Origin of the sequence: Flectobacillus major DSM 103, assembly GCF_000427405.1 — a bacterium.
GTDB classification, from domain to species: domain Bacteria; phylum Bacteroidota; class Bacteroidia; order Cytophagales; family Spirosomataceae; genus Flectobacillus; species Flectobacillus major.
On the sequence record NZ_KE386491.1, the window covers coordinates 5,082,266 to 5,105,337 of the forward strand.

Genomic DNA, 23,072 nt, shown 5'->3' on the forward strand with positions numbered 1-23,072 from the left:
TGGATAATTTCCAGACAATTTATTCTTCTAAAAAGTCTAAATCTTTTCCATGAGTTTCAGGAATAGTAAGGATTGAGTAGAATGCCAAGATAAAGCAAATAAAACCAACTACCGAGGCTGCATTAAACACATCGAGCGAAGGCTTGAGGCTAGTGTACAATGAAGTCATCCCTATTACCGTACCACGTACCATATTAGGAATAGTGGTTGCCGCTGTAGCACGCAAATTCGTACCAAATTGCTCTGCCCCAATAGTGACAAACATAGCCCAATAACCCACCGAAAAGCCCGATAAAATACAAACGGTATATAGGCCCGAAGCAGTTTGGATACCAGCATACAAAAATACAAGACTACAAATAAGGGTTAGTACCAACAAAATAGTAACGGCTTTTTTCCTAGAATGTAGCCATTGTGAAATAAATCCACTCGAAAGGTCGCCAACCGCCAAACCAATATAACAAAACATAATAGCTTTGCCAGGTTTAATTTCTTCAGGAATACCTAATTTTTCACCAAATTCGTTGGCAAATGTGGCCAAAATACCAATCACAAACCATGTTGGCATACCAATGGCAATACATTTCAAATACCTAGAAAGTCGTTCAGCATTGGTAAATAGGGCAAAAAAGTTACCTTTTTCAACACCTGTTTTGTGCTTGATATTCTCAAACATACCCGACTCAAATACGCTGATTCTTAATAATAAAAGCACAAAGCCTAACCCCCCACCTACAAAGTAGGCATATCGCCAGCTTCCAAAAAGCTCGACAGTAAAATAAGCAACTACTGCTCCAAAAAGACCAATACCTGCAACCAACGACGAACCTACAGCACGGAGTTCTTTAGGCAATACCTCCGACACAAGCGTAATACCAGCACCCAATTCGCCAGCCAAACCAACGCCAGCAATAAAGCGTAAAATAGCATAAGTGGTAGTGTCTTGTACAAATCCACAACCAATATTGGCAATCGAATAGGTTAATATAGAGCCAAATAAAACAGATAAACGTCCTTTTTTGTCACCTAAAACACCCCAAAGAATACCTCCAAGCAGTAGGCCTCCCATTTGCCAGTTCAGAATGTCTTTGCCAATGACACCAATCTGTTCTTTTGAAAGCCCTAAATCTTGTAAACTGGGTACTCGAACAATACCAAATAATAATAAATCATAAATATCAACAAAGTACCCCAATGCCGCTACAATGACAGGAATACTAAAAAGATGTTGGAGGGTGGTTTTAGAAGAAAGATCTTTGTTCATAGTGAGGTATTGTTAAGGGTTACATAAATTGGTTACGAGCTTCATTTTTAATCAATAACAAGGCTGTTTCGGTAGCATTAATTTGAGATTGAATGAGTATTTCAAAAACTTTTTTGGAAAGCTCAATCGACGAAGCTTGCCCATCAAGCTCACGAGCAGCAAGGTTGATTAATGAAATGGTTTCGTTAATAGCATTTTTTACAGTAAGCCATGCTTCGTCGCTCATGTACACTTGTTGTGAAAAGTTATGAGCAAATTCGGCTCGAATTTCGCTAATAAGTAATTGTTGAAAACTAACCACATTCAGGCTGGTGTCGGAAAGGCGTACCAATAAATGGCTAGGATTGACACGCTCAAGCAGCAAACAAATACGCTCGTATGCTTCAAGGCGTATTGGTATTACAGTTTTGTCTAATTGTAGTTTGGTATCGAGGGCTTTTTGGTCAAAATCTTTTTTGATAAAAGAGCTAATAGTGAGATACATAGCCCCAAGAACAAGGCTGGCAGGTATTAATACTTTTACTAAATCGGCAACTATTTCCATAAAGTTGGGGTTTAATTAAATAATTCTCTCCAATCAGAACGATATTGCGAAAATATCAGGCACAAAATATACGCTTACCATGTAATTTGTATTCATTTGTGGAAAATCTTTCAAAAATAGCTATTTTCGCCCTGAACTGTATAAGTTTATGAATAGTACAAAAATAATTCCAATTACTATTACCCAAAACGCCAAGCAAGAAATTCAAAAAGCGTTAGAAATCAAAGGGATTCCTGCAGACTATTTTTTAAGGGTTGGCCTTCGTGGAAGTGCTTGTAGTGCTACCTACATTATTGGGTTCGATAAAAAAGAAGAACACGACGAACTTTATGAAATAGATGGAATTTCGCTCATTATCAATAAGCACCACCTGATGTACCTGATAGGTGTACAGTTAGATTTTGAAGAAGAGGGTAATGGATTCACTTTTATTAAATAAGCCAGATTGTGGAACAACATACACAGTCGAAATAATGAACACATGAAAATTGCTGCCATTGACATCGGCTCTAATGCCGCCAGAATGCAAATATCGAGGGTTCTCGAAAATGATGGTAAAATAAGTTTTAAAAAGGTAGAATACGTACGGTTTGCATTAAGACTTGGTCATGACGTTTTTAATGACGGAGAAATTAGCCCAGAATCGGAAGTAAGAATCTTTAAATTACTCAATGCCTATAAACTATTGATGGATTTGCACGAAGTAAAAGATTATTTGATCTGTGCAACTTCTGCCATGCGCGAGGCAGGCAATGCCAATGCTATAGTAACACGTATCCAAAATATTTTGGATATGAAAATTCATATTATCGACGGCTCAAAGGAAGCCGAGCTTATCAACGATGTGGTGGTGCAGGCTCTCGATGATAGCAATTATTTGCATATCGACGTAGGGGGAGGCTCTACCGAGCTTAATATTTATTCGGGGCGTAAAAAAGTGGCTTCTCGTTCGTTCAAAATCGGTTCTGTACGTTTGTTGGAACACAAAGAAAGAGAAGGCGACTGGGAGAAAATGAAGAAATGGATAGAAATGCATATCGATCCCGAAAAATCAGAAATTACAGCCGTAGGTACTGGTGGAAACATCAATAAGCTGTTTAACTTATCGGTTAATCATGAAAAAGATACTTCTATCTCTATCAAAGAACTTACTCGTCTGAAAGATTATGTAGCAGGGTTTACTTACGAAGAACGTATCAATAAACTACGCCTCAATGCCGACCGTGCCGACGTAATTGTGCCTGCGGCCGAAATCTACCTGAATGCCATGAAATGGGCTGGTGCCAAGTATATCTTAGTACCCGACCTTGGGCTTAAAGATGGGATTATCAAGATGGTGTACGAAAAAATTCAAAATCGTAAAAAAGGGGCTTAAATACCCCTTTTTTTATGATAAATAAACCCCACATCGAACCGAATAAGTATTTTGAGGAGCTATAACACGTAAGTTTTCAGTAGAGTTTAGGGCGTTGGTTGGGGCAGTCATAGGCTCAATAGCAATACTGTTGCCTGTATCGGGCGTATACACAACTGTATAATTAAACTGCTGTTGGGCTGCCTCTTGCCAAACATGAATATTTAACGCTTGTTTTTTAGAAGAAAGAACCGCTTCTACAATTGGGTGTTGCTCTACTGCAAATACGGCATCAATCGTTTGTCCATCTAAATCAAAGCCATTTTTATAGCTTTTTTCTAGTCTATCTACAGGACACATCTGAGCATCGAGGAGGTACTCATGCGTAGAGAGAAATTTTACCTGCCAGTCATTTTTAGTTTCACCCTCAATACTAAAATAAGGATGCCAGCCCAAGCTAATCGGCAAATTGCTATCGCCAATATTGGTAATCTGATAATGGAGTTCTAAGCCTTTCGACGAAAGAGTATGTTGGATATTGAGCTGAAAAGGAAAAGGATACCCAACATAGCCTCCTTTGTACACATACTGAATGGTTAAGCTTGCTTTTTGGGCATCGGTATTTGTTTCTATTACTTGAAAAGCAGAAAAATACACAAAGCCATGAAGAGCATTTTGTAATAATACTTCATTCAGTGGTAATTGATATTCTTTTCCTTCAAACGAATATTTGCCACTTTTTACCCGATTAGCCCAAGGAAAAAGATGGGTAGATGGGTACGACAGTAGGCTTGCCAAAAGTTCTTCTTGGGTATTTCCACAATTAATCACCTTATGAACACCAGTGGTATTGTGAAGGCTTAATTGATGAATGATACCTCCTAACTCGGGTAGGATTTGTACTTTTTCGTTAGTCAAAGGGTTTTCGAGAACATACTCTTTAAAACGGCCGAAGGTTTGTTGCGTAATTTTCATGATAGTTTTATATAGTAATTGAGTATTTTCTGCCGAATCACTTACATTTCTTTTTCAACACCTAGGCCAAACAACGCAAAATCGTATTTTACAGGATCTGTTGGGTCTAGTGATTTTAGGTTTTCGGTCAATTCCAGAGCTGTAAGCCAATCGGTTTTTGGGCGTTGAATCAAGCCAAGCTTACGAGCTACTCGGTCGACATGTACGTCGCAAGGACAAACCAACTGGGAAGGTTTGATTTGTTGCCAAATACCAAAGTCTACGCCCATGGTATCCTGGCGAACCATCCATCTCAAAAACATATTAATGCGTTTACATGACGATTTTCGTGCAGGCGTTGCAATATGCTTTTGGGTGCGTTGGGGGTAGTCGTCCAAGCTAAAAAAAAGCTGATGAAAGCCCAAAAGAGCTTTTTCGATATTAGTATCGTTAGGTTGCAAAAATCTACTAAAAGCCGATTCTAGCGAATCGTTACTTAGGTAAAAGTTTTTGAACCATTCTATAAAATAGAGGGTATCAGTAGCGTTGAAAGTACGATGCTTAAAAGCCAAGAAACGTTTTAAATCGGAAGATTGGTGTTGAGTAATAAACTGATAAGGAGCTCCATCCATCAATAATACCAATTCATTGCATTTATTGATAATGGTTTTGCGTTGTCCCCATGCCAGAATTGAAGCCCAAAAGCCCATTATTTCAATATCTTGTTTAAGGGAAAACCTGTGAGGAATACAGATAGGGTCGTTTGGAATAAAGTTGGGTCTATTAAACTCATGGAACTTTTCGTCCAGAAGTTGGGCAACGTAAGAATTCATCGGGTGTGGTTTCACTTGAAAAATACACAAACTAGGCAACAGCCCATGGTATCATTTCTTAATTTTAGAAGCAAAAAAAGCAATTACTTTGGAAGGGATAGAAAATATCCAAACCAAAACGGTATAAAGAAATGCAAATGTTGCAATAGCAGGAAAAGCTAAAGTATAAAGGATATTAAAGATTATCCCACCAGTAGTCAAAGGACGTTTTTCTTTTGGCATAATTTGGGGTAATACAAGGGGATATAGGGTAATATCCCCTTGTACTTTATGGAGTCATGTAATTAATTTCTGTTTTAATTCTTTTATCGACAGGGTTGAGTTTTTCAAAAGCCCTTGGCGACAACTTGATTACTACTTTGTCAGAGCCAATGTCGGGAAGTCTTCCAATCACCTTCACCCAAATACTCTGTCCATTAGCAACATTTTTTACATTTACTAAAGTTCCCACAGGAGCCGAGCGGTGAAGTGCCAAATACTTACCCGATTTGTCTTCTACGTCAATCAACTCTGCTAGGCCAGTCTCGATTGTCTTTTTATAACCAGATAACGAGCGACTTGTTTCGATAGTGGGTTTACTATCTATTTCCGAAGGCGTTGTTGAGGCCAAAGGAGGTGCCATAGTAGCCTGTGTGCTTGTAGGAGTTGGGTAACTTGGTGGGTCTACTCGCAATATATCGTTACGCCCAACGGTACTAGTAGTATTGGCTCTTTTGGCATATTCAGCCGCATCTATAATCAATACTTGGCCTACCTCAAGGTTGTCCGACGACAAACTGTTCCATCTACGAATATCACCAATCGAAATTCTATATTTGGCTGCAATACCGTATAACCCTTGTCCAGGTTCCACAACGTGAGTTACTGTTTTGGGTAAACTAGCAGATGCTGGAGAGCTGGTTGTTGACGAAGGCATAGGAACTCGCTGAGCAACTACAGCGGCATCTTGCCGAGGAGGATACGCATTGCTTGGAGGCGTACTAGCCACCAACCCTTTATATGGAATACGGATTAATTGCCCAATTTTTACAGTTTCAGAAGCTCCAGGGTTGGCGTTTTTGAACTCAGAAATAGAGCTACCGTATTTTTTTACGATAGAATACAAAGTTTGTTTAGGTTGTACTTTATATATGACAAAAGTTTTGCCACCCTCTTTGCTTAAACCAACCGAATCTTTTACAATTCCTTCAGCTAAAGAGGTAAGAGACGTTCCTGCAACAACCATACAGGTTAGTAAAAGTTCATAAGCGGATTTTTGATTATAGCTCATAACCGTGCAATTGGCATTTGTTTTTAACATATAACAGAATTTCGGGTTTTATAGTAAAGGTGCTTATACCCAAACCTTCGGACTCAGCAATTAGCTCATGAAGCAGAATTTCACGTTTTCGATTTACGACAAGTAGGTAATTACAGAGTTTATTTTCACAGTAAAGATAATAAGAAATAATAATCTTGTCCTTATATTCGAGATAATCTACACCTTTTTGGATGTCAATACTTAGTAAACGATACAAAAATTTGAATATTGCTGGAAAAAACTCATTATCGTCTGTATAATGCAAAGGATGTAAAGCCAAAACGGTGTTTTTTCCCTCAAAACCCAAAATTTTACTACTTTGTTCTACACGATTGCCCGATTGGAGTTCAATGTAGTAATTATCAATTACTTCGGGCTTAGAATCGGCCGAAAACTCAACAATATTGGCATACCCTTGCTGTACTTCTACCAAACTTTGCCACCATGTTTTGTTGGGGCTAGGCTGTTGCCATAATAATTCGCCTGAGTGTAAATCTATTGTTGCAAAATACACCTTTCGGGTAATATCATCTCTTAATTCTGTCACAAGAAACTGGTCATCAAACTTGATATTCCATATTTTTGCGGGAAAAGAATGTTCAAATAATTGTCTCACGCTATTACCTGCTGTTAGTTAGTCATAATTTTGCTGAAAACACAAAAATACTAGAATACTTTTAAAGAATTTTACTAATCAATATAGTCTGGCTATATTTAAGACCTATATTCATCATAAATTTAACCAACTCTTTATTGAGTATGATGTTACCTTTTGTTGATGGTTGCTTCATTTATTATTTCATAAATATCCATTACTGTGATTAAAATTTTAGGAATTATCCCGGCTCGATACGCCTCTACTCGTTTTCCTGCCAAGCCCTTGGTAGATATTGCTGGCAAATCCATGATTCAACGGGTGTATGAGCAAGCCCAACAAGCCCAAGTTTTGTCGAAGGTAGTTGTTGCTACCGACGATAAGCGAATTTATGACCATGTTTTGTCTTTTGGTGGAAATGTTGTGATGACCTCTACCGAGCACCCTAGTGGCACTGATAGATGCTTTGAAGCTTATACTCGTGTTTGGGAAGAAGAACAGTTGGCTGCAAAAGATACCTTAGTGCCTTACAACTATGTTATCAATATTCAGGGCGATGAGCCTTTTATTCAGCCTGAACAAATTAGTATTTTGGCCGATAGCTTAGATGGCACAACCGAATTGGCTACTTTAATCAAACAGATTGAAGATGAAACAACGCTTTTTAACCCCAACACCCCCAAGGTTATTTTCGACAATCATTATCAGGCTATTTACTTTAGCCGTCAGACTATCCCGTATTTGCGGGGTGTCGAAAAAGGGCAATGGCTGGGTTTGTATAAGTATTATAAACATATTGGTATCTATGCGTATCGTACCGATATTTTGGCTCAAATAACCCAACTTCCTATGGCATTGCTCGAACAGGCTGAGTCGCTGGAGCAACTCCGTTGGTTGGCCAATGGGTTCAAAATTAAGGTAGCGATTACTCCATACGATAGCTTTGGAATAGATGCCCCCGACGACCTGCAAGAGGCTTTGAGGCGACTGTCGTAATACTATAAAGCAAGCTAAAACAATCTCTATATAGCATGAAAAACCAGAAAAAAATAGTACTTATCCTATTGATGCTATGCAGTGGCATATTGTGTATGGATGCACAATCACTTACGCAGCAGGTTTTTAGGGGAACAATCAATGGTAAGATTGGCGTAAGTTTACAGCTTGTAGTCCAGAATGATGTAGTATATGGAACGGCCTCGTACACCCAAAAGGGTATTCCTATTGATGTGATAGGTTCGCTGAATCAAGGCCAAATAGTTGTACATGAGCTAATGCCCGATGGGAGTGTTACGGGTATTTATGCTGGGATTTTGAAAAATGGTGCTATCAATGGAATATGGGTTGCTGGCAATAAACGAACCGCTAAAGACCTAAAGTTATCTCTGAAAAAAGTAAGCGAAAGTACCACAACTGTTACTCCTAACAAAGATGTAACGGGTACTTATAGATATTCGTTTGGCGAAGAATTAGGTACAGGGGCGTTATTGGTGCAGCAAATAAGCCCAACCAAAATAGCTGTAGCATTTAATTGTTTTACGGCAGGGCCAGCGTTTAATATGGCTATATTGGACAAAACCGTATTATCTCTCAAAAACGGAGAAGCTATTTATAGTAGTAACGAGTGTGGAAAATGTAAGTTCAAAATATCGTTTCTTCCCAAAGGGGCTCAGGTAAGTTATATGGACGATGCCTACGATTGTGGCTTTGGCAATGCTGCTTCTACAGCAGGAAGCTACATAAAAACTAATTCGTCCAAACCAACATTTGCCAAGCTAGATGAATAAACGAAGGCTTGTAGAAATTTCAGTTGTTGGGTATTTGCTTTCTTAACAATTAAGGTTATTCTACTTTGTCAAGAGAAGAATATGCTTTTTTATCTAAAATTATCCAATAGTATCAACACTAATATTGAAGGGTCTTATTTACGTCTGTGCAGAATATCTATTTTAACCACTTACTCAATTAGCCTATTTAGTTGTATTAATTTGATGTACTTTTATCGTTTGAGTCATAGAGTTATATATTACTTTGTATAATATTTTAGTAAACAAATTCCATAGAAGTATGAAAATTAAACTATTATTTTCCGCCATTTTGTTTGTTGGGTTATTTAGCTTTGTGCACCAGTCGCAGGCACAATTGTACAAGTCGGCATTGGGGTTGAGGTTGGGTGCTGCCAATGGTATTACTTACAAAACATTTGTTAGTAACAATGCTGCATTTGAGGCAATTGGTACATTCAGATACAAAGGCTTTGGCCTTACGGGGTTGTATGAAGTACATGGGCGGGCTTTTGACTCAAGAGATTTCAATTGGTTTATTGGTGGTGGTGGTCACGTTTATTTCTGGGGCGACAATCACCCAGGTTTTATCAACAACGATAACCGAACAGTGGCCGGTTTGGACGGTATTTTGGGTTTGGAAGGTAAAGTAAGAACAATTCCTTTGGCCATCAGTTTAGACTGGAAACCAACGATCAATATTATTAATTATTCTAGTTTTTGGGGCGATGAGTTTGCTTTGTCATTTAGATATACTTTCTAAAATGTCGACAAATCATTGAATGATAAGGATTCTTGATTTTTGTATAGAATAACATACTAAAAAAACGTAGGTCTCAAATTTTACAACTGTTATGTAGAATTTGAGACCTACGTTTTTGTGGAAAAGCAAAAGGCTTTTTAACACATTATAGTGTCATGAAGCTGAGGTAATAATTGTATCGTAAATTAAAACGACTTCAATTATTGAATTACAGATGTAGCATATTGCTTGTTTATTTGAGCAGGTATCGTCCGTTGTTGTCAATTTGAATATTGGGGAGTTTTTGACTATTTTCAAAATAGCTAAAGCCAGCCTGTAAGCCTGTCCAGAAGTTAATCAAATCGTCTTTTCCTTGATTAGCTTGTTGAAGAGCTTGCAAATTAGTGTCGGTAAGCTTGGTAGGAAAAATATGAACAGGAATTTGTTGTCCATTTGATTTGGCACGTATAGCCAATATATAGAGTTCTTTTATCATTTCGTCGCCAACAGGAATACAGCCAATTGTCAGGCATGAGCCATGAATAAAGATATTGTCGCCAGGATTGACAGGGTCGGCAAATTTGAGGTCGGAGGCATTAGGGTAGCTTACCCGAAACGAAAGATAATATTCGCTTTGTGGGTTAAAGGCATCTATATGATAAAAACCTTCAGGCATTTGGCGGTCGCCAGAGCGGCGTTTGGGGCCTAAATTGCCAGTTGTAGCACAAAAACTATAGGTTTTTAATAGAGTGAATTTTTCAGAGCTTTTGTTTTTTGCCCAAACCTCAATGATTTGTTCTTTTTTGAAAGCCCTAAAGAACACCTCAAAATTTGTTGTACTTATCCCTTTGGTACTTAATAAATCATCAATAACTTTACCTTTGGTTCTGACGGCCTCACGTACTTTTGGAAAGCTCATTTGGCTTTGATAAAATGATTTTGGAGGGTCAACAAAGCTCGATAATGATATAGTAATAGATACTAACAGTAAGATGTTCTTCATAATCGTAATTATTTATGGGTTAAATCAATAACTGTAAAGTTATTATGTTTATCTCTATTTTTTTTAAAAAACTCCTGCATTTTTACCGCCTAAGTATTCATAAAACAAAGTATGTCTTGTAGCGTATTTGTCTTAATAGAGGGATAGGTGCGGTTAAGCAAATTCGTCCTAACTTTATGTGTATATCAAAAAAACATTATTCATTATGATTACTCTCGAAAACTTCAAAATCACTCTTTCCGATGCTGAACCGCCCTTACACTGGAATGTATTATTACAAGCTTTGTGGTACGATGCCAAGGGCGATTGGGATGCCGCACACGATATTGCTCAGTCGCAAGAAGGCACACAATTATATGATAGATTACACGCCTATCTGCATCGTAAAGAAGGCGATAACTGGAATGCCAATTACTGGTATACCCGTGCCAAAGCAAAGATGCCCTCGGTATCGCTAGAAAAAGAATGGGAAAGTTTGGTGATAGCTTTTCAAAACAACTGAGCAGATGAAAAATATTCAAACCATAGATGACGTTTTGCATGCTTTAGATGCCATAATTGTACAATGTCATAAAGACCGCTCGGCAATAGGATATTTTGCGTGCCTGTATCGAAAAATGACACTGGCTGTCAAGAAAGGAATAGACGATGGTATATTTGCCGATGCCACTCGGATGACTCGCCTAGATGTGATATTTGCCAAAAGGTACTTGAAGGCTCATGAGTTATATATACAAAAAAAACAGCCTACTCGCTCATGGAAAGTTGCTTTTGATGCCTGCCAAAAAAATGAAATTACCGTAATTCAACATCTTCTTTTGGGCATAAATGCTCATATTAATCTGGATTTGGGAATTGCTGCGGCACAAACAAGCCTCGACAAGAGTATTGATACCTTGGAAGGCGACTTTAACAAAATCAACGATATAATTTCGTCGCTGGTAGGTGAGGTACAAAACGAACTGACCGAAATTTGGTTTCCAATGCGTTTTTTAGATAAAATTTCAGAAAATTGGAATGCCGCTGTAATAAATTTTAGTATAGGTATTGCCCGACAAAAAGCATGGGACGTAGCCACCAGCTTGGCTCATTTGCCAAGTGTTCAGCACGATGTATTCATTGAGCATCTGGACTTAAAAATAGAAGCATTAGCCCTAAAAATTCGTAACCCAAGTATATTGAAGCGTATGTATCTGACAATGCTAAAATGGACAGAATTAAGCGACGTGAGGCAAATTATTGATATACTCAAATAAGCAACCTGATTTTTGGTGTATCTTTGAACTCCTAATTCCGCACTCCAACTTATTACCACAAAATGACAAAAATTACACAGTACATTGAGGAGGCCAAAGGTAAAACCCTCTTTTCGATCGAAATTATTCCGCCTGTAAAAGGAGAAAGTATTCAAACCTTGATGGGTAATATTGAGCCTCTGATGGAGTTCAAACCTCCTTTTATTGAAGTAACCTACCACCGTGAAGAGTTTATTGAAAAGATTATCAATGGCCGAATAGAGCGTATTCCAACCCGAAAACGCCCCGGTACAGTGGGTATTTGTGCTTCTATTATTAATCGTTTCAAAGTAGATGCAGTGCCACACGTAATTTGCGGAGGTTTTACCAAAGAAGAAACCGAAGATTTTTTATTTGATTTACATTATTTGGGTATCGACAACGTGCTGGTACTACGTGGCGACCCCGTAAAAGGCAACGCCGCTTTTGTGCCTGAAAAGGGTGGACATGCTTATGCAAGCGATTTGCTTCAGCAGGTTGTAAAAATGAATCAAGGGGTATTGCTACACGAAGAAACCGAAATCAGTCCTACTAATTTTTGTATTGGTGTGGCGGGTTATCCCGAAAAGCACTTTGAAGCACCCAATATTGATGTCGATTTTGAATACCTTCGCCAAAAAGTGGCTTTGGGGGCTGACTATGTTGTGACACAAATGTTTTTTGATAATAAAAAATATTTTGACTTTGTCCAAAAATGCCGTTCTGAGGGTATCAATGTACCTATTATTCCAGGATTAAAACCATTAGCTACCAAAAAACAATTAACGGTTTTGCCAAGAATTTTCCACCTCGATATACCTCAAGATTTGGTAAAAGCGGTTAATGAATGCAAATCTGATAAAGACGTAAAGCAAGTAGGAATTGATTGGTGTATACAGCAATGTAAAGAACTTATTGATTTTGGAGCTCCAATTTTACATTTTTATACCATGAGCAAATCTGAAAGTACCAAAAAGATTGCTGAAGCTATTTTTTAGGTCATTATTCAGGTTTTGGGGCGAGTAATATTCAGGATATATAGCACTAAAGTATAATAAGTACTGCATTTTTGAAGCAGAAAATGCAGTACAAAGCCCTCCTAAAATTGTAGATGTGGGTTGAGTAAAACTCTTTTGAGGTATATTTTGTAAAACACCCAACTACTTGGTATTGGGGTGAACTATACCTCAAACAAGAGTCATTCTGTCTTTTTTGATTAATAGTCGAGAAATACCTATTATTTGTGTGCTTTTTTTCCAATAGGGCGAGACCTAAGCCGCACACTATTGGGAAAAAAAGGACGATGGTCTACCTCATAAATCCCAACCAACACCCATAGGAGGTTTCTTTTAATATTACCTAAAATTCGAGATGACTCATGTTTGAAACTACATTTTATTGAATATGAGAATATTATATTACTTTTGAGAAATATTACAGGAAACTATACAATACCGTAATCTGTACGGAAATAGGCTTGGAAAACTGTAAAAAACAGATATTTTGCCTTTAAATAATACAATCTGCCAGTTAATAATCCTTATGACATCAACTTATCAATCCTTTCTTCGGCTTATTTTTAGTAAAAGTAAAGTATTTCTTATACTTGCTATACTAACATTTAGTTTAGCATTTTTTATGTATTTTTTTACGGAAAAAGGCCCAATCAGTGCTACCGAAGACAAGTATCTTTACGACGTACAAATCAAAGCTCAGGAGGAAGTAAAAGTTTGTAGCGAAGATGCTAAACGTATCTATGCAGTTATTCAGCAATTACCTGCCAATCCGCAGTTTTCGCATTTTAGCCTAACTACACAGCACCCTTATTTTGTTTTTAAGAACCAACAATTGGTGTATTGGTCAGACGATAGGTTTGTGCCAGATTATGCCATGATTCGAGGAAACTATGCTATCAAATCGTTGGATTTGAGTGGGAGTAAGTTTTTGATAAACCATTTTATCGAACGAGGTTTTGAGGTTTTTTCGCTGATAGAACTTTATCATTTATACGAGTCAGAAACCAACCATTTAAAATCCAATTATAATCCTGCCATTTTTTCGATTGACCCCCAACGGCTTGATATTTCACGAGCACCCGCTACGCATTTGAATGTTTTTTCGGAAGAACAAGCCTTTTTGTTTTCGGTAGTACCTCCCAAAGTTGATAACCTCAAAAACCAGTCGATTCCTGTCAATGTTATTCTTTTAGGTATTTTGGGTTTATTTTTTCTGACAGTATTTATCTTGGCGTGTATCTGGAATTACAATCACAAGCACAAATTTGAGAAAGCATTTATCCTTTTAGCAGTTTATTTGCTGACTATACGAGGTGTTATGTTATTTTACTCGTTGCCATTTATTTTTTACGAATCCCATCTATTTAACCCCAAATATTATGCTTCATCGGCCATTATTCCATCGTTGGGCGATTTAATACTCAACTCGATCGCCTTTTTTATCCTGTTGCTTTATCTGGTCAATTATTATTACAAGATGAAGTTTTATTTTTGGATGATGCACCTTTCCGAAACCTCCAAAAAGGTATTGGCAGGGGTTTTGATTGTATGGAGTTTTTATGTGTTCAATATTTTGTACCATGTATTGGTCAATATTTATACTCATTCGCAATATCGCCTCGACTTGTCGCTTAGTATTGATTTTTGGGAAAGGCCACTCAAAGTGTCTTGTATCGAAGTATTTATATTAGTCAGTATCATTTACTTTTTATCTATTCATCTGTTAAGTAATCTGTTTATTAAATTACTTCGTCGTGCCAAGCTTTTATTTGTGGTGGGTTTGATTGTGGTTGTTGGCTTGGCAGTAATGGCTTTTTATGTATTTACAGAGCAAATGAGTGTGTTTGTACTGAGCTTACATTGGGTGTATTTTTTGTTGGTATATTTGCTTCGTTTTCCCAAATACCTTTATACTTTTCGTTATCAAACTTCCATTTACTTTTTCACGGTATCGATTATATGTGCGGCTTTGGCTACGTTTGTAATATATAATCAGGCTATTAGACGAGACACCGTACAGAAGCAACAGTTTGGCAAAAAATACCTTGCCGAGAATGACGAAATAGGCGAGTTTTTACTGAGCAAAATTAATACCCAAGTACGAACAGATTCAACCTTACAAAGTTTGACTCGCTCGGCGGTATTACCTCGTGAACAAATTCAGAATTATATCAAAAAATACCTTTTAGATAGTTATTTTGACTATTATGATGTCGAGATTTCGGTGTTTGATTTACAGGGTAATTCGCTTGATAATTCGTCGGGAGCATTAAATTATAATGATTATATAGCTCGTTATGGCAGTCCCAAATACCGAACAAACTATACTGGTTTGTATTTTGTCAATGAACCCCATAATGGCTTTTTGAAGCAATATGTCGAGTTTATTCCAGTAGCAACAACTAGCGAGAGTCAGGTTGGTTTTGTGATATTAGATTTACGAGAAAGAGACGGTATTACCCGTGATGGCGTTGCCGAATTTGCATTGAGTGGCGAATCTCAGCCCGAAGTAAGCAATTTTAGCTATGCTGTTTATGAAAATAACCGTATTGTTAATATTGGAGGCAAAGACTACAATTACGAGCGAAAAATGCCCAAAGATATTTTGGAAAACCCCGCTCTTTATACCGAAGGCGTAACTTACAGTGGCTATAAGCATTTGGCCATAAATGGTAAAAACCATCGTAAAATTATCGTTTCGTCGGAAGTACTCAGTCCATCTACGATTTATTCTAACTTTTCTTTTTTGTTTTTGATATTGGTTGTAACCATTATTTGTGTGATGCTGATGTACAGTACACGATATGGGTTTATGAAAATGAATGTAAATTTGGCTACCAAAATTCAGATTTATTTGAATATAGCCTTTTTGCTTCCATTGATATTGGTTGTCGGTATTACGCTCAGTATTATTGGTACAAAGCTTGGCGAAAGTCAGGCACAAGCGTATTTGAGTCAAACCGAAAATGCCAGTATTAGTATTTGGCCTGCCGTCGAAAAATATGTACAAGGTAAAATGAGTAAACCCTTTTTGTCAGATACGCTCATCAAAATTGCAGCCAATAGCAAAAAATACGTAAGCGTTTTTGATACAACAGGGCGTTTGTTGGCTACCAACAAACAATTACCTTACGAAACGGGCATGGTGTCGCCTTTTCTGAATCCCAAGGCTTATATCAAACTTATTGAAGAAAAAGAACGAAAAGTGAGCTTAACCGACCAGCTAGGCAATTTGTCGTTTATGAGTGCTTTTGTAGGAATTCGCTCAAACGATGGGCGTTTGTTGGGCGTTGTGAGTGTACCCTTCTATGACTCGAAAGTACTGTACGAAAAAGAAGTAATAGCCGTAATAGGCTCGTTGCTCAATACTTTTACTACCATATTTTTGGTATTACTATTGCTATCTTATTTTGCCTCGAATGCCCTTACTGTGCCTTTGAGAATGATTACCAATAAGCTGAAAAAAATAGATTTGAACAAGCCCAACGAACCCTTATCATGGCGTTCGGACGACGAAATAGGCGTTTTAATCAAAGCCTATAACGAAATGTTGGTAAAGCTAGAGGAATCTAAAATGGCCTTGGCCGACTCCAACAAACAATCGGCATGGCAGCAAATGGCCAAGCAGGTAGCTCATGAAATTAAAAACCCATTAACTCCCATGAAGCTTTCTTTGCAGCTTTTACAACACAAGTTGTCTCGTGGGGCAGTTATTGACACTGTACAAATCAAAGACCAAATAGAGTCGCTGACAGGGCAAATAGATAACTTATCGTATATTGCTAATTCATTTTCTGACTTTGCTCGAATGCCTATTCCTAAAAAAGAAGTATTTGATTTTGTGTCGGAAGCAACCAAAGTTATCAATCTATTTTTGGAAGATAAAAAGATCAAACTCATCAAAGATATTCCCAATTCGTCTATTTATGTAGTCGGCGATAGGCATTTGACAGGCAATATTATCAAAAACCTGATTGTTAATGCTATTCAGTCGGTACCGCCTTATCGTCATCCTACCATTTTGATAAAGCTAACAGTAGGTATCGAAGCAATAACCTTTAGTGTAACCGACAATGGCATTGGTATTCCTGAAGACGACAGAAGCAAGATATTTATGCTAGATTTTAGTACCAAAGAAGAAGGCTCAGGCGTGGGGTTGGCTTTGGCCAAATGGGTAGTTGACAATGCCAAAGGAAGTATCTGGTTTGAAACCAGTAATAATGGAGGCTCAACGTTCTATTTTACGCTACCACTAGGCTAAAATCCTACAAAAGCAAGGTAGTGAGAATAAACAAATGATTCTTGCATATTACCCAAAAAAAGCTAGCTGATAGAAGAGGCATGAAACCACCTCTATCAGCTAGCTTTTTACTTTTCGTCATCCAATTTTACATGGCCCCAGTTTTCGCCAGAACGAATTCGATTGAGTTGGGTGTGTGTAATGCCAAACTGTTTGGCAATCATTTTCAGACGGTTTTTGTCAGAACGCAACATCTTTTTAATCATCAAGACTTTACTTTCTGTTAGTTTGTAATTTTTGGTTCTTCTCGGAATAACCTTATCTCTAACAGCGGGATTGTCGCGGTTATGGATGGTCATTTCATCACGAGTTACCCATTTGAGATTTTCCCAGTGATTATTGAGCTTGTCGTGGTCGAGATGAATAACAAATTTCTTTTCCTCAGAGTCTTTTTTGAGGAAAAATTCAGCTACCAGTTTATGTACGTACCGGTTGAGTGACTTGTTGCCTTTAGCTCTGATATTGAGGGATTTGTATCCTTGTATTTTAGAGCCAGCAATAACATCGCCATTTACTGGGTCATTTTGAAAACTTTTCAAACGGCCATAATTTGATACCTGATAACGTGGTGGGACTTCGACTTCAGTGAACGGAATATCCACCCATTTCTCGTTCCAGAAACTACTGATTTTGTTGATTTTCAACGCCGATTTCTTTTCAGGCATGGGTGTAATGTTTAAAAATTAAAATGGAATTGATTATATTGATTAAACTGATTATTTTGTGCGTTTGTTTACAATAAATTCAACATTTTAGTACATACTCTTGGTAGTATCATTGATACAGTATTTACTTTTAATGGCAACAAATCATACCTGAATTTGTTTTGGTTCAGGGTTATTGGCACAATATTTATCTAATAAGTAAACCTATAACGGATGTCTGGCTAATTCATGAGCATACTAAAAAAAGATAATATCATTGCATTTCCTCAATAGGTCTGCATAAATATAATGGTGAAAATAAGCACTTTAAGGTGTTTCTATACTACTTAGTATTGGAAGAGAAACATTCGTTCTGCTATGTCTGAAGTAGCTAATGCTTATTTATGTGGCGGTTTTGTCAAGGTAAATTAAATAAAAAATATGACTATTCCGCAGCTTTAAGCTTAAAAATCTTACATTCTCCTGCCAGTAGCTTATCCAGAACAAAGATGTTGCTTTGTTGGGTTAGATCAATTAATGGCTCTTGTATTGTTGAAAAAATGTTAGACAAAACCCGAGATTGCTCTATACCTCCAAGGTTTACCTCTTGAACATCGTGTTCAATATCGGTATTTACGATAAAAACATACTTAGGGTTTGTTGCTTGAGTCCAAGCTATCACTTTTTTTATGCCTAATGTATCTGGAGCGATAAGCCACTGTATGGGAGAGGTGGCCAATGTAGGCAAGATAGTGTCTGCAATCTGTCTTAAAAACGTTAAATTCCTAAAAAGTGTTGCATTCTTTCCCCAAATATAAGGCCCATTCGTGGCTTTTTCACCTTCTGAAAGATGGAATACATATAATTTTGTATAATGTTCGTTAGGGGCAGGGCTTGTATGAGGGTCTCGTTGTTCATAACCGAGTGCCATATAGGATGGCATATCTGTTAGAAACAAAGCCATAAAAAGTCGAAGCTCGTTGCCTTTTACATAAAATTCGTCAAAACGTGGGTCGTCTTTGTCGGCAGTCATGATGGTAAAATTTGGAGCAAAACGCCGAGTTTGAGCCAATTGATGATACCTAGCAAATTCTGCTACAAATCGAGGACTACCCACTACCATCGACTGTAAATCGCCAAGGGTAGAGTCTGTATCGGAGCCTTCCAAATGAGCTTCTTCTACTCCGTAAGCCATAAGGTTGGGTGGTGCCAAAAAACTTTCGGCAAAATACCCAAAAGAAGGTTTTGTTTGGCGGATATAATTTTTGATGTATTTGTGTATATCATAATATAGGCTTGGCTCGTCTGGAGTACCATTGGGCATCATTTGTACATGCGACATATCGCCGCGCATAAAGTCGAAGTTATATTGGTGTGAAAAGTACTCATATTTTTGTGCCACATATTGCCAAACTTCACTACGAGGGGCATCGAAATTGATTTCCCATTGTGCATTATTGTCGATGGGCTCGTACAACTTAAACCTACTCAATGGCCCAAATACCCTCGACATGGCCTGTGGTTTTGTAATAATGTAATCTCGCCAAATACGGCCATCTTCATCAACTGTTTTGGCTTCTTCTCGGTGGTCTACTGCCAAGCCCCGATACGGTGGAGCCATGGTGGCAGGAACAGTTTCATAGCCTTCAGCAAACAAATAACTGATCAGTTCATTGCGGCGTTTGTTTCTAGCCCCAAGGTCTTTTTTTATACCAAATAATACTTCAATGCGTTCTGCTTCTGTAAATAGTTGATTATTGAAAAAATCCAGAGCGTTATTGGGATACACTTTGTTTGTGGCACTTCCTTCGACTTGTAAAAAAGCAAAAATTCTTTCTTGAACTTTTTCGTGCAAATTGGCTTCGTGATTGATAATATCAAACTCTTTTCTTTGAAGCCACTCATAATAACAAGGATTGGCAAGTGCAATTTCTGAATAACGGTCTGTATGAGGAATTACATCCATGCCAACTGTTTTGCCCAAAGCATGTAAAATATTGACAACTACTTTCAGTTGTTTTTCTACGGTATCGAGGTGTGGATAGGTACGGGCTAGCTCTTGGTCAAAAAATTCGGGGTTAATATTCCAGCTAGCCATGCCATAAAGACTTGCCACTACGCCACATTCCCAGATAGGCAATAAATGAACCGACGATTGGGAGGCGGGTAGGGTAAGGGCGTATTTTACTACATTCCAGAAGCTTTGAATAGTACGTACATTGATACCAACCATATTGACGGTTTTGAGCCACTGTCCGTCTTGTTGCGAAGCAACAGGGCTTTCAATCGTATTTTGTGGGTTGATGGCCTGATAAAAGCTATGTTGTCCTAGTTTTTTTTCCAGAATATAAGCTACTTGCTGGGTTGGCATTTGTACGGCCAATTCTGGCAGAAGATTAGGAATAAAATGATATTGGCCATTAATAAAAGACATAATGGCTTGTTGTTGATTATTTGTCCAAAACCGACAAAAATCATCATGAGAGTTTGGGATGTTCATATATTAATATAAAAATGGTAATGGACTTTAACAATATTTTGGGATTGTACCGAAACTAATACTTTAATAAAAATTGTTTAAAAGTAAACAAAATCTTGAAATTTACATATTATTCAACTGGCTCAAACCTGAAGAAGAGCCGCTGTTTATGCCGAAACTCTAACAAAGGTAATAGCCAAAAGTGATAATAACTGATAGATGAAATAGTAAGTAGATAAACAAAATGAAAACATCTCAAACGGGTATTGTACTTTATTGGCTAATAACAAGTTGTGGTGTTTTGGGTAGTTCAATAATTAGCTCAATAACGGACATTGTCTGGCTATTACAGCGTATGCTTTAGATTTTAATTAAAATGATAATGAACAAAAAAACATTAGTATTAGGAGCAACCACTAACAGTAATAGGTATGCCTATTTGGCAAGCAATATGCTGGTACAACATGGTCACGAAATAGAATTGTTAGGTATCAAAACAGGCGAGGTGGCAGGAGCTACCATACAAAAAGGCTTTCCTGAATTAGAAAATATTGATACAGTGACGATGTATATTGGGCCTCAACATCAAGATACGTATTTTGATTATTTGATGAAACTCAAGCCCAGACGAATTGTATTTAATCCCGGAACCGAAAATCCTGTATTAGAACAATTGGCTCATAACAACGGTATTGAGGTTGAAGAAGCCTGTACGTTGGTGTTACTTTCTACAGGGCAGTATTAGTTATTGTACAAGCTCATCAATATAGTGTTGGTGAGCTTGTACACCTACACTACCAGCGAATAAGAGCCGACCCCCACGTAAATCCACTGCCAAAGGCTGCTAAACAAATCAAGTTGCCATCTTTTACCCTACCCGATTCCCATGCTTCGCTTAAAGCAATAGGTATTGAAGCTGCTGTAGTATTACCATATTTCTGGATATTGTTCATTACCTTTTCTTCTGGAAGCCCCATTTGTTGACGAACATATTCCGAAATTCTTAGATTAGCTTGGTGTGGCACCAGCAAGTCAATGTCTTGGGGTGTTAATTGGTTGGCTGTCAGAGCCTCTTTTATCACCTCAGGAAAACGTACTATAGCGTGTTTAAATACCATATTACCATTCATAATAACCTCGCCTGTACTTTTGTCGGCAATCAAATCATCAAAGAATCTTTTTTCACGGGTACTTCCTGGGTCTTTTACGTACAAATCTTCAGCAAAATTTCCATCGGCATGTAAGTGAGTCGACAAGATACGATGGTTTTTGTCGGTGGTAGCTTGCAAAACTGCCGCTCCAGCTCCATCGCCAAAAATAACAGCCACACCTCGGCCTTCGGTCGAATGGTTCAAAAAGGTAGATTGCACTTCAGCCCCAATCACCAGTATATTTTTGTACATACCCGAACGGATAAACTGGTCGGCTGTAGCGATAGCATATACAAAGCCCGAACATTGGTCACGAATATCTAATACACCAACATTTTGGATACCAAGGTTGCGTTGAAGTACAAAACCAGGCCCAGGAAAATAATAATCGGGTGTTATAGTAGCATACACAATAAAATCTATATCCTGCGGAGTAATACCTGCCCTCTCAATCGCTATTTGGGCTGCCTCTGTGGCCATTGAAGCATTGGTGTCTTTGCCATAGGTAAAGTATCGTCGTTCTTTAATCCCTGTACGTTCGGTAATCCAAGCGTCGGTAGTATCCATAATACTTTCGAGATACTGGTTGGTAATAATATTGTCAGGAACATAATGCCCAACACCTATAATTTTAGAATAAATCATATACAAAGTGAATACTGGTTTGTGAAGACAAAGTTGAATTTATGGATAAATATAGGATAATATATATAAATAGTAGTATAAAAATAATGAAAAGATTGGGTTTATTACCTATCAAAGGTATAGGCAATCCTGTCATGTATTCACCTCTTGAAATAAAAGAATCCCCCCAATATTTTCCTTGAGGGGATTATGATATGCTCGAAATATATAAAAAAATACCTTTCAGTAGCAGTGTTTAATTACAAATGCGGAGTTTTGAGATTAAATACTTGATAATCAACTTTTAAGATTCAAAACATTAAGCTAAAACTATACGGAAACACCAGAAGACGTATTAGCTTTGTTGTTTTTATATAAATTAACGCTACCCTAAATAATGCCTAAGCTTTCGTATATTTCTAACACCTAACTCAGTCCTCTTACTTATGCTTCGCTTGGTTGTTTTTTAATAAAATTATCAATGATTGAAATCAAGATATAAATAAAGATAATAAGAGGCACAGCCACAAATTTGAGTAAGAACAATAAGATAGCCGATAAAATCAAAAAGATATATTTTACCTGATTGGTTTTCCAATCAAAACTCTTGAATTTCAGAGCAAAAAGGGGTAACTCGGCCACCAACAAATACGACATTACTACCGAATATACAATAAGTGTATTGTAGTTGAGTACATAGTCACGAAATTCGGGGTTATACACCAAAATAAGAGGCAACGATGCCACCACCATACCATTGGCAGGTGTTGGTACACCAATAAACGAATGACTTTGGCGGGTATCTACATTAAATTTGGCTAGCCGAAGTGCCGAAAATATAGCCAAAGCAAAAGCAATATAAGGCTTATAAAAACCAAAAAGCCCAACCGTACAAGTACCCGAAGTACAACTACCTTCAATGAGTTTGAGCATAATAAAAGCAGGTAGTACCCCAAAGGTAACCATATCGGCTAGTGAGTCAAGTTCTTTACCAATAGGCGAAGAAACATGTAACATACGAGCTATAAATCCATCAAGCCAATCACAAACTAATGCCAAGCCTATCAATAACGAAGGTAAAAGCATTGCCTCTGGTTGATTAACGAAATCTTCGGTTGTGAAAAGAACATTTAAACCTAATATACCACAGAGTAGATTTCCACAGGTAAGTGCATTAGGAATGTGTGATTTTATGGTCATAATGGAATAAG

At 37.6% G+C, this 23,072-nt stretch carries 22 protein-coding genes; 10 read left to right on the top strand and 12 right to left on the bottom strand.

Annotated features, from left to right (window positions below):
* Nucleotides 1-19 precede the first annotated feature (19 nt).
* Both FLEMA_RS0159785 and FLEMA_RS0159790 read right to left on the bottom strand, forming a co-directional pair.
* The gene (locus FLEMA_RS0159785) at nucleotides 20-1,264 is read right to left on the bottom strand and encodes an MFS transporter (protein WP_026997450.1); all 1,245 of its coding nucleotides are present in this window, start codon (nucleotides 1,262-1,264) and stop codon (nucleotides 20-22) included.
* Between the two features lie 19 nt (nucleotides 1,265-1,283).
* Nucleotides 1,284-1,808, bottom strand: a complete 525-nt coding sequence (locus tag FLEMA_RS0159790; RefSeq protein WP_026998019.1) for a DUF7935 family protein — start codon at nucleotides 1,806-1,808, stop codon at nucleotides 1,284-1,286.
* 148 nt (nucleotides 1,809-1,956) lie between these two features.
* Between FLEMA_RS0159790 and FLEMA_RS74945 the strand changes: the two genes are divergently transcribed.
* Both FLEMA_RS74945 and FLEMA_RS74950 read left to right on the top strand, forming a co-directional pair.
* Complete coding sequence (locus FLEMA_RS74945; RefSeq protein WP_044173887.1) at nucleotides 1,957-2,247, top strand: HesB/IscA family protein; 291 nt, start codon at nucleotides 1,957-1,959, stop codon at nucleotides 2,245-2,247.
* 42 nt (nucleotides 2,248-2,289) lie between these two features.
* The gene (locus tag FLEMA_RS74950) at nucleotides 2,290-3,183 is read left to right on the top strand and encodes a Ppx/GppA phosphatase family protein (protein ID WP_044173889.1); all 894 of its coding nucleotides are present in this window, start codon (nucleotides 2,290-2,292) and stop codon (nucleotides 3,181-3,183) included.
* A gap of 12 nt (nucleotides 3,184-3,195) precedes the next feature.
* Here FLEMA_RS74950 and FLEMA_RS74955 read toward each other — a convergent pair whose 3' ends face one another.
* From FLEMA_RS74955 to FLEMA_RS0159870, 5 genes are read right to left on the bottom strand one after another with little or no spacing between them, the layout of a single operon-like run.
* Nucleotides 3,196-4,137 (bottom strand): aldose 1-epimerase, encoded by a 942-nt coding sequence (locus tag FLEMA_RS74955; RefSeq protein WP_044173891.1) that lies wholly within the window; start codon nucleotides 4,135-4,137, stop codon nucleotides 3,196-3,198.
* 41 nt (nucleotides 4,138-4,178) lie between these two features.
* Complete coding sequence (locus tag FLEMA_RS0159850; protein WP_026997453.1) at nucleotides 4,179-4,949, bottom strand: TIGR02757 family protein; 771 nt, start codon at nucleotides 4,947-4,949, stop codon at nucleotides 4,179-4,181.
* A gap of 51 nt (nucleotides 4,950-5,000) precedes the next feature.
* A complete protein-coding gene (locus FLEMA_RS77010; protein ID WP_159102737.1) occupies nucleotides 5,001-5,171 on the bottom strand; it encodes a hypothetical protein in 171 nt (56 codons plus the stop codon).
* Between the two features lie 46 nt (nucleotides 5,172-5,217).
* On the bottom strand, nucleotides 5,218-6,249 hold the full coding sequence (locus FLEMA_RS0159860; RefSeq protein WP_044173893.1) for a septal ring lytic transglycosylase RlpA family protein: 1,032 nt from the start codon (nucleotides 6,247-6,249) through the stop codon (nucleotides 5,218-5,220).
* Nucleotides 6,209-6,865: a DUF4905 domain-containing protein gene (locus FLEMA_RS0159870; protein WP_044173895.1), complete on the bottom strand. Its 657-nt coding sequence runs from the start codon at nucleotides 6,863-6,865 to the stop codon at nucleotides 6,209-6,211. Before FLEMA_RS0159870 ends, FLEMA_RS0159860 begins: the two co-directional genes overlap by 41 nt.
* A 204-nt stretch (nucleotides 6,866-7,069) precedes the next feature.
* Here FLEMA_RS0159870 and kdsB point away from each other — a divergent pair, with 204 nt between their 5' ends.
* The 3 genes from kdsB to FLEMA_RS74970 all read left to right on the top strand — a co-directional run bounded on the left by kdsB (nucleotide 7,070) and on the right by FLEMA_RS74970 (nucleotide 9,391).
* Nucleotides 7,070-7,840 (top strand): 3-deoxy-manno-octulosonate cytidylyltransferase, encoded by a 771-nt coding sequence (gene kdsB / locus FLEMA_RS74960; protein ID WP_044175306.1) that lies wholly within the window; start codon nucleotides 7,070-7,072, stop codon nucleotides 7,838-7,840.
* A gap of 35 nt (nucleotides 7,841-7,875) precedes the next feature.
* Nucleotides 7,876-8,631 carry a hypothetical protein gene (locus FLEMA_RS74965; protein WP_144080167.1) on the top strand — a complete coding sequence of 252 codons (756 nt, stop codon included), beginning with the start codon at nucleotides 7,876-7,878 and terminating at the stop codon, nucleotides 8,629-8,631.
* A 280-nt stretch (nucleotides 8,632-8,911) separates the two neighbouring features.
* The gene (locus FLEMA_RS74970; protein ID WP_044173900.1) at nucleotides 8,912-9,391 is read left to right on the top strand and encodes a hypothetical protein; all 480 of its coding nucleotides are present in this window, start codon (nucleotides 8,912-8,914) and stop codon (nucleotides 9,389-9,391) included.
* Nucleotides 9,392-9,623: 232 nt separating this feature from the next.
* Here FLEMA_RS74970 and FLEMA_RS0159950 read toward each other — a convergent pair whose 3' ends face one another.
* Nucleotides 9,624-10,373, bottom strand: coding sequence for a L,D-transpeptidase family protein (locus FLEMA_RS0159950; RefSeq protein ID WP_026997460.1), 750 nt, complete (start codon nucleotides 10,371-10,373; stop codon nucleotides 9,624-9,626).
* 208 nt (nucleotides 10,374-10,581) lie between these two features.
* Between FLEMA_RS0159950 and FLEMA_RS74975 the strand changes: the two genes are divergently transcribed.
* The 4 genes from FLEMA_RS74975 (at nucleotide 10,582) to FLEMA_RS74990 (ending at nucleotide 16,924) form a co-directional block, all read left to right on the top strand.
* The gene (locus FLEMA_RS74975) at nucleotides 10,582-10,875 is read left to right on the top strand and encodes a hypothetical protein (protein ID WP_044175308.1); all 294 of its coding nucleotides are present in this window, start codon (nucleotides 10,582-10,584) and stop codon (nucleotides 10,873-10,875) included.
* Nucleotides 10,876-10,879: 4 nt separating this feature from the next.
* Complete coding sequence (locus tag FLEMA_RS74980; protein ID WP_044173904.1) at nucleotides 10,880-11,629, top strand: DUF5995 family protein; 750 nt, start codon at nucleotides 10,880-10,882, stop codon at nucleotides 11,627-11,629.
* A 62-nt stretch (nucleotides 11,630-11,691) separates the two neighbouring features.
* Nucleotides 11,692-12,645 carry a methylenetetrahydrofolate reductase [NAD(P)H] gene (gene metF, locus FLEMA_RS74985; RefSeq protein ID WP_044173906.1) on the top strand — a complete coding sequence of 318 codons (954 nt, stop codon included), beginning with the start codon at nucleotides 11,692-11,694 and terminating at the stop codon, nucleotides 12,643-12,645.
* Between the two features lie 640 nt (nucleotides 12,646-13,285).
* On the top strand, nucleotides 13,286-16,924 hold the full coding sequence (locus tag FLEMA_RS74990) for a sensor histidine kinase (RefSeq protein ID WP_159102738.1): 3,639 nt from the start codon (nucleotides 13,286-13,288) through the stop codon (nucleotides 16,922-16,924).
* A 107-nt stretch (nucleotides 16,925-17,031) separates the two neighbouring features.
* Here FLEMA_RS74990 and FLEMA_RS0160125 read toward each other — a convergent pair whose 3' ends face one another.
* Both FLEMA_RS0160125 and FLEMA_RS0160145 read right to left on the bottom strand, forming a co-directional pair.
* On the bottom strand, nucleotides 17,032-17,628 hold the full coding sequence (locus FLEMA_RS0160125) for an HNH endonuclease (RefSeq protein WP_044173912.1): 597 nt from the start codon (nucleotides 17,626-17,628) through the stop codon (nucleotides 17,032-17,034).
* Nucleotides 17,629-18,052: 424 nt separating this feature from the next.
* Nucleotides 18,053-20,107, bottom strand: a complete 2,055-nt coding sequence (locus tag FLEMA_RS0160145) for a hypothetical protein (protein WP_026998021.1) — start codon at nucleotides 20,105-20,107, stop codon at nucleotides 18,053-18,055.
* A gap of 361 nt (nucleotides 20,108-20,468) precedes the next feature.
* Between FLEMA_RS0160145 and FLEMA_RS0160165 the strand changes: the two genes are divergently transcribed.
* Complete coding sequence (locus FLEMA_RS0160165; protein WP_044173915.1) at nucleotides 20,469-20,831, top strand: CoA-binding protein; 363 nt, start codon at nucleotides 20,469-20,471, stop codon at nucleotides 20,829-20,831.
* A 49-nt stretch (nucleotides 20,832-20,880) separates the two neighbouring features.
* Here FLEMA_RS0160165 and FLEMA_RS0160175 read toward each other — a convergent pair whose 3' ends face one another.
* Together FLEMA_RS0160175 and FLEMA_RS74995 are read right to left on the bottom strand one after the other, a co-directional pair.
* Nucleotides 20,881-21,882: a beta-ketoacyl-ACP synthase III gene (locus tag FLEMA_RS0160175; RefSeq protein WP_026998022.1), complete on the bottom strand. Its 1,002-nt coding sequence runs from the start codon at nucleotides 21,880-21,882 to the stop codon at nucleotides 20,881-20,883.
* A gap of 423 nt (nucleotides 21,883-22,305) precedes the next feature.
* The gene (locus FLEMA_RS74995) at nucleotides 22,306-23,061 is read right to left on the bottom strand and encodes a CDP-alcohol phosphatidyltransferase family protein (protein ID WP_044173918.1); all 756 of its coding nucleotides are present in this window, start codon (nucleotides 23,059-23,061) and stop codon (nucleotides 22,306-22,308) included.
* Nucleotides 23,062-23,072 lie beyond the last annotated feature (11 nt).